Below are 12760 nucleotides of genomic sequence, written 5' to 3' on the forward strand. Positions count from 1 at the left end.
TTTTAGGAGATGAAAAAAGTGAGTATTAGAAGTGAGAGAAAGAAAAAAGGCTTTACTTTAATAGAACTTATTATAGTAATAGCAATAATAGGAATATTAGCAGCTATAGCTATACCAAACTTTTTAGCTATTCAAAGAAAAGCTCGAATTCAAGCTGATATTGCAACAGGAAAAACAATATATGATGCTACTATAGCGTTGATTGCTGAAGGAAAAGAAGGGTTTAATATGCCTGAGAAAACAACTATAAAAGATAAGGATGGAAAGTTGATTACTTATTATGGATATGGTATTGACTTATCTAGTTCGAGTGATGAAAGAGCAAAAGAATTAAGAAAGTATATATTAAATAGCACTAATTTAAAACCTAAGGCATTTAAAGGTTGTCATTTTTATGTAAGTGTTACATTTGATTTTTCAGATAATAATTCAAATAATGGCTACGATTTAACCAAGCCAATAGTTAAAGTAGATATTGTAAATTCGGATAATAAATCTAAGGGAGAGGCTTATCCAAATAATGAGCTTTTGAAGTGAATTAAAAGTTAGTAGACTTTTAATATAGATTACATATCATTTTAAGGAGGAAAACCAATGAATACAAAAAAACAAACTAAAAAGAAAAAAGGTTTTACGCTAATAGAGCTTATTATAGTAATAGCAATCATAGCAATATTAGCAGCAATAGCAATACCAAATTTCTTATCAATACAAAGAAAAGCAAGAGTTAAGGCTGATATAGCAAGTGCAAAAACAATATATGATGCAACATCAGCTTTAATTGCAGAAGGGAAGATAGTACCAGGATCAACTGATTTTGGAGATCTAAATAATGTTACTTCAATAACTGAGACAGGCAATAAAGATATTGTGGATTTACAAGGATATTTACAAACAATACCTACTCCTAAGTCAGTAGATAACTCAACATTTGCAATTTCAATAACTAATACGGAAGCTAAACCTGAAATTGAAGTTTATATAAAACCAACAACAGGAAGCGAAATTAAAGTTTATCCTGAAACTGGTAAAGATAGTGAATATGATTTGAATAAGTAAGGAGTATAGGAAATGAAGTCAAAAAAACAAACTAAAAAGAAAAAAGGCTTTACTTTGATAGAATTAATTATAGTAATAGCGATAATAGCAATATTAGCAGCAATAGCAATACCAAACTTCTTATCAATACAAAGAAAAGCAAAAGTTAAGGCAGATATAGCAAGTGCTAAAACAATATATGATGCAGCATCAGCTTTAGTTGCAGAAGGAAAAATAACATCAAATACATCATATATAATAGATAGTGAAGCTGATAATGACGTAGAAAAATATTTACAAACAGTTCCAGTTCCGCAGTCAAAAAATAATGATGTTTTTGCAATTGTAGTAGATCCAAATGGTAAGGATGCGGTTATAGGTGAGAAAGGTAAAGTAGAGCAGCCATCTCAACCAGCTAAAATAGAAGTATATTTAGTACCTAAGGGAACAACAAAGGAAAATATAAATTCAGAAAGTAATAAAATTTTGGTTTATCCAGCTACTAGTGCAGATTCGGCTTATAAATTAAATTAACTATATAATTATTAAAAGTGTAAGGAAATAGTTCCTTACACTTTTCAACTATAAAGGTAAAGGAGGGAAAGTTTTGGCAATAGAAAATAAAGAGAAGAAGAGTATATTGCATATGGATGTTTCTGATATACTTAAGTCTCTTAAGAAGAAAAATTCTGAGAAAAAGAATGATAAAAAAGGTAGTAAGAAAAAAGCTAAGGCTGTTATATGTAAAAAAGCTATTTCTATTGATGTTGGAAGTGAGAATACCAAGGTTGTTGTTGGGAGATATCATAAAAATAAGGTTAGTATAGACAAGGCTTTTTCTTTTAAGACTCCGAAAGGCAGTATAGATGATGGTCATATTAATGATATAGATAATTTAGCTATGGCTATTAATGACGCTTTGGATTCTAATAATGTTAAGAATGATAATGTAATTTTCACTACAAACAGCACTTCTATTATAAATAGAACAATTATTATTCCAAAGGTTAATGAGGATGAAATAGAATCAGTTATTAAGTACGAAGTTCAGCAATATCTTCCTATAAACTTAGAGGATCATATGATTCAATATAATGTTTTAGGAGAAAAGGTTATTGAGGGAAATGAAAAGCTAGAGGTTTTAATTGTTGTTTATCCAAATAAGATGGTTTATTCCTATGCAGAGCTTGTTAATAAAATGGGTGGAAAACCCTATGCTTTAGATTTAAATTATAATTCTAAAAGAAAAGCTTATTGCGTAATGAATCCTGAAATAAAGGAGTCTATTTTAAGTATTGATATGGGAGCTGAGAATATAGCTTTAACAATAATGAAAGACAATGAGTTAATACTTATAAAAACTACAAAATCTGGTGGGAATTATTTAAATAGTAAAATATCAAAGGTATTAGAAATTTCATTAGAAAATGCAGAAATGCAAAAGAGAGAAAATTGTAATTTGATGAATAGAGAAGAAGGGCCTTTAGAGCATGTTGTTAGAGAGGTTGTAGATTCTTGGTTTGATGAAGCTAGTAGAATAATTAAATATTATAAAAGTAAAAATACTCAAAATAATATAGACAAGATATATATTTGTGGAGGAAGTTCAAACATAAAGGGACTAGAAAGATATGTATCTACTAAACTAAACATGAAAGTAAAGATAGTTCAGGGAAATAGTAATATAGAATTTAAAAAAGGCGTTGAAGAAGTGAATATTTCAGAATACATAAACGCTATTGGAGCCTTAATAAGACTTTAGGTTGGTGATAAATAATGAGAGATTTTAACTTTTTCTCCCATATAACTGAGGAAAGAAAAAGTGATTCAAAAAGAAAATACATAGGATTTGGATTAATTGGAGCTTTAGTCTTTATATTTGTAGTTAATTTTTCCATAAATATTATACACGGGCATGTTTTAGATAAAAACATAAGTTATTATGAAGGGGAAATATATAACCCAGATATGAAAGAAAAGTTAGGTGTAGCAACGAAGGTTGAAAAGGAGCATGATGCTTTAGAAAAGTATTACAATGATGTGAAGGTGGCTACAGAACAAGTTTATGATAATAATTATGTAACTACTCAAAGAATTAAGATAATAAATAGTACTGTTCCTAAGGATTTAGTATTTACTCAAATAAGTATAGATAATAAAACTTTAACAATACAAGCATTATCAAAAACAAGAAGTGCTATAAGTGATCTTCAATATAACTTAAATAATTTAGGCTTTATAGAAAATACATACATAAGTGGAATTGGAGAAAGAAATGCACAGGGAGACTATTCATTCTCCATAAGCTGTACTTTAAAGGAGGTAGGAAATAATGAAAATTAATAAGAGAGAAAAAACTTTATTATTTGTCCTAGCTCTAGGGGTTGTTGGTTTTGGATACTATAAAGTGGTTTGGGACTATCAATATAACAAATTAAAGGATTTAAAATCAAAAGAACTAAAAGTAAAAGAAGAATATAATCATGATGTGAAAATGGTTAATTCCATAGAACCTAATAAGGAAGAGATAAATATTTTTAATTCAGAAATTCAAAACTTAACATCAGGATTTTATTCAAACATATCACAGCCCAATATAATATTAGAATTAAATAATCTTATGAATGATGCAAATGTTAAAGGAACTATGAATTTTTCTGAAATAAAAACTATGCCAGTTATGGACAAGCAAGAGGGAGATTCCTCTAGTAAAAGTGAGGATGATGAAAATCCAAATCAAATACAGGGAATAGTTAATGATTATAATAATATAACTGATAAGAAGAAAAATGAAGATAACAAAGATAAAAAGCAAGAAGAAATATATAACTTAAGCCAAATGACAGTTTCATTAAGTGTAAATGGTACTTATGATAATGTTATGAAATTTATGAAGTCTATTGAAGAGAATCCAAAGCACATAAATATACTTAATTTTAATTTAAGTGCACAAACTGATGGAAATGTATCAGCAAATATGAATATACAACTTGTTGCAATTCCAAAGATAGATGCTTCAAAAGAAGAGTTTACAACAGCTGATGAGAAGTATGGTAAAGAAAATCCATTTTCAGGAGCAAGTGCAGTTGGAACAGGAACAATAGAAAATGAATTAGAAAATTCAAAGGTTAAGAATGATTTCTTAATGACTGTTAGGCCTATAAATTCAGATTTACCAACAATAGTTTTAGGTAAATCAGATGATAAGGATAAAAAAACATATTTAAATAATGATGAAAACTCAGTAAGTAATATTGAGATGTACATTTCAGGTGACAATGGAAAGTACTATTACAAATACAAGGTTGAAGGAAAAAGTTACCCAACAAAATTTGAGGGCAATGGAGAAGAATTTAAACCAAATGGAAATGATATAAACTTTGAAATATTCTCAGAGAAGAGAGTAAATAAAGATGATAAATCTGGAGCTAACATAAAAATTGTGAATAGTTCAGATAAAGAAGTTAATTTAATAATAAATAAGGATGACGAAAAAAGTCCAAGAGTTAATGTAACCACAGATGGCAAGGTTAAAGTGATTAAAAACTAATAGAAAAGGTGTGTGAAGCTATGGGTATCAAAAAAAGAAAAAGTAAAAAAGGGTTTACAGTAATAGAAGCTATAATTAGTTTAGTTTTGTTTACTTTAATAATGATACCCCTAGGTAGCTTTACTTTAACAGCTGTTAAAACATCAGTAAAAAGTGCCACAAAAGAGCAGGCTATAAATGCTGGACAAGGTGCCTTAGAACAATTAAAAACAATTAAGTTAAGCCAGCTTAAGAAAATAGACTCAGATGCTAATTATAGTGAAAGTCATAAAGCTACATTAAAGCTTGGAAATTTAAATGTTATAAAGACAAAGGATGATCCAATTTATAAAGTTGAAGGTGAATATTTAGATCCTAATAATAAGAAGAAGTTTAAGATAGATGGAGACATAACACAGGGGAAGCTTGAGGATAATGGAGAAAGTGATAAGGAACATACTTTGGATAAAAAAGAGCCGGAAAAAAATTATGTGGTATATATAGGAGAAAGCCTTATAACAGTTTATAAAATTGTTTCAAAAGAAAATATTTTAAAAAAATACATAGATAACAATACAATTAAAATAATTGATGATAAAGATAATGACTTGGAAGAAGCTAAAATAGTAAATGGAAATTTTAAAGGAAGTAGTATAAAGCTTAGACAATGGTTGCTTATAAAGAATAAAGAACTAAAAAATAATGGTAATGAAATTACAACTCTTTTTATAGATGAGAATAGTAATGGTGAGATAAATATAAAAGCAGAAAATGAAGATAAGGGTGAAGAGCTATCAACCCCTGATAGTCCAAGTGAAGAAAGAAAAAGGCTTGTTAAAATATTAAATGAATATACTGATGATTTTGAATTAGAGGATGGAGAGAAAAAAACTGATATAATGGTATATTTTTATAGGAGTTATGCAAATAAAAAAATAGATTTAAAAGTATCAAATAAGTGTTTAGGAAGTCAATTGAACATTTATACATGTAAGAATGAAGGAAGTGGAATAAGATATAACATTTATACTTCAACTGAAAATCCTCATGGTGATATAAGTGTATTTAAAAATTATATAGAGGGAAATAGTGAAGATTTGAGAGGGCAATTATTTAATATTAATTTAAAGGTTAAGGAAAAAGATGAGGTTCTTTATAACCTTAATACAACTGAGTTTATAGGAGGATGATAGCATGTTTTATAGTAAAAAAAGAAAAGGGGCAACTCTTGCTTATGTAATAGTAGTATTAGCAATAATTGCTGTAATAGGTACTGCTATAGTTTCACTTTCTTTAACAAACTATAAGGCAATGATTGTCCATGGTAAGAAAACTCAAAATTTATATATGTCAGAATCAGGACTTGATAAAGTTCAAAAAGCCTTAGATATTCTTACTGCTAAGGCTATAACTTATGGAAATGATGCTGTTGCAAAAGAAGATGCATCATTATCAGCAGAAGAAGATTTAAAATCAGGTGGTAATAAAACAGAGGATGGTTATAAAAAAATATCATCTGAAAAGGAAGAAAGTCAGAATAAAATATTCAAGAAGGCTTATAAGGAATATATTATAAAGCAATTAAATCCTAATAGTGAAGTTAGTAAAAATGAAAAAGTATTTTTATTACAACATAATAAAGTTAAGTTTAATAACAATTTAATTAAAATGGCTGAAGAAGATAAAAATAAAGAAAAAAATGAAGAGGGTAATTATGATATTACACTTATTGATATAAATAATAAAAAAGTATCTAATGGAAGTAGTTTAAGTGGAATTTTAAATTTTAAAACTATATCTGATAATGATAAAAAGGAAGAAATAAGTTTAAGATTAGATTCTAAGTTTAATGTTAAAGAATCAGATGGAGATAAGAACTATAAAGATGTATCTTTAACTTTTAATATTGAAGTTCCAGATTATAATGGAGCTTATAAAATTGAAGAGTTTCCTTTATATAATGTATGTTCAAATGGTTTAGTTGTTGGAGAAAACTTAAATGTTGGTACAGGATCTACATTAAATGTTGATGGGGGTATTTTTGTATCAGCAAATGTTGTCAAAGAGAAAAAATTTACAATTGGAAGTATGGTTAATAAAAAAGAGGGAGATGGGGTTGTTATTAATGGAGGAACACTTAGTGTTAATAATGGCTCTTTGGTAAGTAAGAATGATATAAGACTTGGTGGAGAAGGAAGCAATTTAAAAGTTGGTTGTGAAACAGAAGAGAATAAAAATAATAAAAGTAATTTGAATTTAAATGATGAATCAAAAAAAGCTCATAGTAATTTAAATAATAATTTAGGTGTATACACAGGAAATCTAGGGATAAATGGAAATAAGATTGGTTTTGATAAAGAGGTTAGCAATGGAAATATTATTTCTAATTATCCTGTTTATGCAATGAACGATTTAATATTAAATGGGGAGAAATCATCAATAAATTTAAATGGTGGTTTTTATGGGATAAATAGTAATAGGTCTCAAGATGAATTAACAGGTAAAATAAATAATTCTAGTGCAATTATAGTAAATACAGATGATATAGGAAGTGGATCAAGTATAAATATAGGACAAGAGACCATTATAATGGGAACAGCTTACATAAATACAACACCTGAAGCCTATCAAACTGGGGAGTCTGTTTCTGTTAAGGGAAATTATATTGCCTATACAGTTGATAATGGAAATGTGGAATTTAAATATTATAATCCACTACAACTTGCAAAGTTAGATTCTGTTGATGAAAAAGCAAAATATTTTAAGGATAATATTAAAAATGCAAAGGGAACTATACATTTAGATGGAATAAGTTTACCTGATAATACAACTAGTATAGGAGCTACCATAAGCAATAATGAAGTAAAGCTAAACAATAAAAATGCTACCCTAGACAATATAACTGATATTAGCATAAATCAAGTTGAGAAGTATGAAAAGGCAATTAATTATATAGGGAGCTTAATTAATACAAAAAATAATGATAATTCAGAAATTGAATTTCCTGATAAGGAAGTAAGAAAAATTGTGGATATTAAAGAGAGTGATGGAAAGTTAACTAAGGCAATAATCTATATAGATTCTAAAAATGATAAGGGTGGAACTCTTACAATTAAAGATGGAAAATCAACAGAGGTAAGGGATAATGAAATAAATCTAGGAAATGGAATTGGTGCAGGAATAATAGTTACAAAGAAAAATGTAATATTAGATTCTAAAAATTTAAAGTTTAATGGAACTATTATAACAGCTGATAATCTAGATGTTAAAGGAAGTAATAAAATTGACTTAGTATATAATGACAATATTATAAAAAAAATAATATCTCAAAATTACGATTCTTTTAAAAATTTATTTAGAGGACAGGTTTGCAATAATTTCATTACAATAAAATCACAAACTAACATGAGTGATAATACTTTAAATTTAGTTAAAACAAGCAACTGGAAAGTAAATTAAGCTATTAAGAGAAGGTTGGTGATTAAATGAAAAGTTTAAAATTAAAAAAAAGAGGACTTTCTCTTATAGAATTAGTTGTGGCACTATCCTTAATAGCAATAATATTAATGATAGTCAGTCCATTCTTTATTTCAAATTATGTAACTTTAGATAAGACAAGCAATCAAATAGATTTTCAAAGGGAAGCAAAGGCCATAATGAATTATTTTACTGACTCAGCTATGGAAGCATCTAATATAGAAAGCTTAACTAATGTTAAAAATGAAGTTCTTTCAAATAATAATTATACTGAGAGTCTAAAAAAGAACTCTTTAAAATCAAAAGATGGCTATCTTAAACTAACTTTTAATAACAGTGAAAACAAGAATGAACATACAACATTTATATTAAAAGATAGATCATTATATATGAAGAAGAATGATTCAGAAGAATTTAAAATAGGAGATTTAGTTAGTAGCATTGAATTAACTTCTTTAACAGAAGGAGGATCTCAAGGAGAAGTAATCAATAATTTCAAAAATGCTAATGCCATCAAAATTGAAATTACATTTGATACTAAAAATAATACACCATATAAAGTAAGCAATATATTAACCTTTAGAAATAAAAATTAATTTTGGATGGAGGTGAATTAGATGAAAAAATTTAAAAGTACAAAAAAATATAGCTTTTTTGTTATAGTTACAATTTTAATAGTTAGTATGGTGAGCATGCTTGTTTATGGAGCGTTAAATAAAGAGCAATTTAAAGTTAGAATAGAGAATAGTTTTAGTGAATTAAAATATGGAGAACAAAAGGAAATTACATATGAAATAAACCCAAATCCAATTAAGTTTAAAGATAATGTAGAGAAAGATGTTGTTTTAGTTTTAGATACATCTCAGACTGTTAATAGAGGAAAAAGTTATGAGAAGATATCAGAAGCTGCACAAACTTTTGTTAAAGGGTTACTTAATGGATATAAAAACTTAAAAATAGGGATAGTATCCTATAATGAAAAAGCTGAGATATTACATAGGTTTGATAATTCTGCTAATTCTATTAATAGTGATATAAAAAAATGTTATGATAATTACAATATTGATAGTGGCAATCATCTTGGAACTAATGTTGGTGATGCTTTTAGATTAGCTATATCTATGTTAGGTAAGGATGTTAATGCCAATAAAGAAAAAATTGTTATATTTATGTCTAATGGTAAGCCCAATGCTTATACAGGAAAATTTTATAAAGGGCCTGAAAGTACTCTAAGTAAAGAAAAAATATCTTCATTAAATTGGTATGAACAATATTTATATAAAATAACAAGTTTAAATGGAAGTGAAGAGGAATTAGGAAAAGAGTCTTTACAACAAGAAGAAAATGCAATTAACAATAAAATAAAAGATTATGAAAAATATTTTTATAATCCAGAAGGTTTGGATAAATATGGGGAACAAAATTTTCAAAAGAGAGGATTAAGAATAGATAAAGTTAATCCTTTAATTTACTATGAGTATAGAATAAATAATGCTAAAGATTATATAAATGAAATTTATAGAGGTAAGTCTACATATTCTGTAAATGTACTGCCTAATAAAGATGATGGAGCAAATATAATAAGTTATTACATGGGTTCAGAAATTGGTTATGCATATTCATTGAAGATGGCAAAAGAAATGAAAGATTTTGGGATATCAACTTATCCAATATATTTTGATAATGATGGAATTGATAATAATAAAAAGAATAATGATACTAGAGAGAATACTATGAAATTAATATCAAAATTTGCCGGTAATAATGAGAATGATGGTGTTACTAGTGTAAATACAGTTTACTCAAATGATATAACAGCTTCATTAAATGATGTTTTTACAAATCTTGATAAGAATATAAAGGACTCTTATTCAGTTAATGATGCAAAATTAACTATAAATATACCTGAAGGTTTAGAAATAGAATCTATAAATTATTCAGGAAAAACAATAAAAATAAATAAAGAAGATTTAAATGATGGAAAATATGAATTACCAATAGATAATTTAAGTTATGAACTTAATGAAGGAAAAACTACTTATACTTATAATGGTAAGCCTTTGGAAATCGGAATTACTGTAAAAGGAGTAAATACAAGTGGTCATGATCAAAACTGCACTATAACTGGAGATATTTATTCTAAATCAATAGAAGATGGTGAGAAAACTGACCTACCTAATCTAAACATAAATGTTAAAAGTGGATTTCAGGTTGAAATTACAGTTAACGATTTTATAGGAAATGTTGGGGAAAAATATGATAGTAATAATATAAAACTTGAAAATAATTCCTTTAATTTTATTCAAGATACAAAAAGATTAATTGGAGATGGAAATGCAAATATTTCTGTTAAGGGTATGCCAGAAAAAAGTGATGAGGAGTATTGGATTAAAACTTGGTTTACTAAGGAAAATAGTAATGAAGAAATAAATAAAGAGGAATTTAAATTGAATAATATAAATTCTGATATAGATTTAGATAACTCTCATAATTTAACTTATCAATCATATAATGTTGATAATTTACAAGCAACGGGTAATAAGGATCTTTGGAATAATAGAGATATAGTTTTTGCTAAAAAGCAAAACAAAGGTATTTTACCATCAAATAAAATAGCAACTGAGCCTTATGTAGGATTTACTAAAAACAACAATGATAAAGCGTACTTAGATATAAATAATGATGATGTTAAATTAACTTATGAAGGAAATAATTTAATTTATCAATATACGGATAACACATATTCTATATGGAGTTATAAAAATAAAGATATTTATTTTTATTATCCAGATAATCAATGGTATGACAACTATAGAGGATGGAATATTGATAAAATAAATGTAAATAACAATAAAAAATATACGTTTAAACATAATACAATTTTCTATGAACAAATGGACTTGGGAAATAAGTGTGGTTATAGATATCCAGGATTTCAGTATAAGGAAGCAGATAAATATTGGGGATATATAAAACCAGAAAAATCAGGGTGGTATCTATTTGCTACATATTCAGATGATGGGTCAAGATTTAGTATAACTAAAGATGGGAAAACTTATGAATTATCTAAAAGTGAGTTTGGATTGAATGTAGATAAATATAATAACTGGTATATAAAAGAGGATTATAGCAATTTTAAAGTGCATGGGTCTGCGTTTTATAGTTCATTTACTCCTATATATTTAGATTCAGATAAATACTATCCTATACAGTTAGAATATTTTAACTGGGGCGGAGGTGGTTCCTTTAAGTTAGGTTATTATAAGATAGATAATTATGAAAAGAATCAAAATGAAAAAAATATTTTAGAATATTTAAGTAATATAGTAGCTAATAATGATTATAAAAGGGATTCTAATTTTTATAATATTTTTTATAGGGAAGGTTATTGGCCTAACTATAACTATTATTTAAAGGAAATATTTAATGATTATTTAAATAATATTAAATTCAATTGGATGGGAGAATCAAAAAAGGGTGGTTTTACTTTGTACCCATCCAAGAGTAATGATCCAGGTGATATTGCTGATGAAGTTTTTGAAGGAAAGTCTGGAGTTAAATTGCCTACAGGTGCTGGTGTATATACAATGCATTATAAGATTATAACTAGGGAAAAAGGCAGTGACAAATCTGGACGAGTTATAAATGATAATGTTCAATCGGGTGAATATGGAAAATTTGAAGTTAAGGATTTGTTAGACACTAGTATAAGTGTAGTTGGTTCTAACAATAAAAAAGAAATTTATTTAAATGAAAAAGCTAAGGCTATTTATAAAATGGTTCCTAATGAGATAAAAGCTGAAGATATTATAAGAGATGGAAGAACGCTTCCTAAAGAAATAAAATTAACAGGAATAAAAATTAATGGTATGCTTCCAAGTGGAATGAAGTTTGATGAAAATAATAATCCTTCAATAAATCTAGGAACTGAAAGTGATGGAGAAAGAAGATTCTCTACTGATAAACTTACTGATATAACTTATACTTTAGAAAATGGGGTTTATAAAGGATCAGAATTGAGTAAAGATGTAAATGTAAATATAGAGTCAAATGGACCATTTGAATTTAAATCAAGTGAAAATAAGGTTGGGTTTAAGCTTAATTATGAATATAAAATAACTAACCCTATGTTTGAAGAGTTTAAAGGAACTTCAGTAAGTGCTAGTGAACCAACTAAAATAGAGAAGTTTGGTATTTTAGATTCTTCATCATCTGATAATATAAAAGATTCTAGGGAAGGGGTACAAGTTGTTAATGGCATACCTCTTAAAATCGCTATATTAGCAGATGTTAAATCACCTAATTCTATTATTGATTTAGGGTTTAATTCCCAAAATATAAAATTATCTAAAGATACAGAGCCGCAATTTAAGATTAAAATTTATAATAAAGGAAATTTAATTAATTGCGAAAAAGAATTTACTATTGATAAATTAGAAGGAAACTTAATTGAAGGATTAAATAGTGGAATTAAAATTTCAGGTTTAGATGTTGGAGAAAAAGTAATAGTTATAGAATTAATTCCTAATAACATAGAAATTAATAATAGTGCCTTATTAAAAACAAAAGTTGAAAATAGTAATGATAAAGAACATTTAGCTAAGCTTGATTATGCAGAAATGCCAGATGTATTTTAATCTAAAAGAAAAATAAGATCATAAATTAATTTGTGGTCTTATTTTTGTATTTATTAATAAATTTTAGAGCATAATATAT

General features: G+C 26.9%; 10 protein-coding genes. All 10 read left to right on the forward strand.

Annotated elements, in window-relative coordinates:
- Positions 1-9: 9 nt before the first annotated feature.
- Positions 10-537, forward strand: coding sequence for a prepilin-type N-terminal cleavage/methylation domain-containing protein (locus tag I6G60_RS03780; protein WP_171021822.1), 528 nt, complete (start codon positions 10-12; stop codon positions 535-537).
- Between the two features lie 57 nt (positions 538-594).
- A complete protein-coding gene (locus I6G60_RS03785) occupies positions 595-1059 on the forward strand; it encodes a prepilin-type N-terminal cleavage/methylation domain-containing protein (RefSeq protein WP_003460106.1) in 465 nt (154 codons plus the stop codon).
- A 12-nt stretch (positions 1060-1071) separates the two neighbouring features.
- On the forward strand, positions 1072-1572 hold the full coding sequence (locus tag I6G60_RS03790; protein ID WP_003460093.1) for a prepilin-type N-terminal cleavage/methylation domain-containing protein: 501 nt from the start codon (positions 1072-1074) through the stop codon (positions 1570-1572).
- Positions 1573-1645: 73 nt separating this feature from the next.
- Positions 1646-2800: a type IV pilus assembly protein PilM gene (gene pilM, locus I6G60_RS03795; RefSeq protein ID WP_110016083.1), complete on the forward strand. Its 1155-nt coding sequence runs from the start codon at positions 1646-1648 to the stop codon at positions 2798-2800.
- Positions 2801-2814: 14 nt separating this feature from the next.
- On the forward strand, positions 2815-3381 hold the full coding sequence (locus tag I6G60_RS03800; protein ID WP_197925598.1) for a PilN domain-containing protein: 567 nt from the start codon (positions 2815-2817) through the stop codon (positions 3379-3381).
- Complete coding sequence (locus tag I6G60_RS03805) at positions 3371-4588, forward strand: hypothetical protein (RefSeq protein ID WP_197925600.1); 1218 nt, start codon at positions 3371-3373, stop codon at positions 4586-4588. The genes I6G60_RS03800 and I6G60_RS03805 overlap by 11 nt, the downstream gene beginning before the upstream one ends.
- Positions 4589-4608: 20 nt before the next feature.
- Positions 4609-5757, forward strand: coding sequence for a type IV pilus modification PilV family protein (locus tag I6G60_RS03810; protein WP_197925602.1), 1149 nt, complete (start codon positions 4609-4611; stop codon positions 5755-5757).
- Between the two features lie 4 nt (positions 5758-5761).
- Positions 5762-8026 carry a hypothetical protein gene (locus I6G60_RS03815; protein ID WP_197925603.1) on the forward strand — a complete coding sequence of 755 codons (2265 nt, stop codon included), beginning with the start codon at positions 5762-5764 and terminating at the stop codon, positions 8024-8026.
- A 26-nt stretch (positions 8027-8052) separates the two neighbouring features.
- Positions 8053-8640 carry a PilW family protein gene (locus I6G60_RS03820; protein ID WP_197925605.1) on the forward strand — a complete coding sequence of 196 codons (588 nt, stop codon included), beginning with the start codon at positions 8053-8055 and terminating at the stop codon, positions 8638-8640.
- Between the two features lie 21 nt (positions 8641-8661).
- Positions 8662-12681 carry a VWA domain-containing protein gene (locus I6G60_RS03825; RefSeq protein ID WP_197925607.1) on the forward strand — a complete coding sequence of 1340 codons (4020 nt, stop codon included), beginning with the start codon at positions 8662-8664 and terminating at the stop codon, positions 12679-12681.
- Positions 12682-12760 lie beyond the last annotated feature (79 nt).

The sequence above is a fragment of the Clostridium perfringens genome (assembly GCF_016027375.1).
In the GTDB taxonomy this organism is placed as follows: Bacteria; Bacillota; Clostridia; order Clostridiales; family Clostridiaceae; genus Sarcina; species Sarcina perfringens.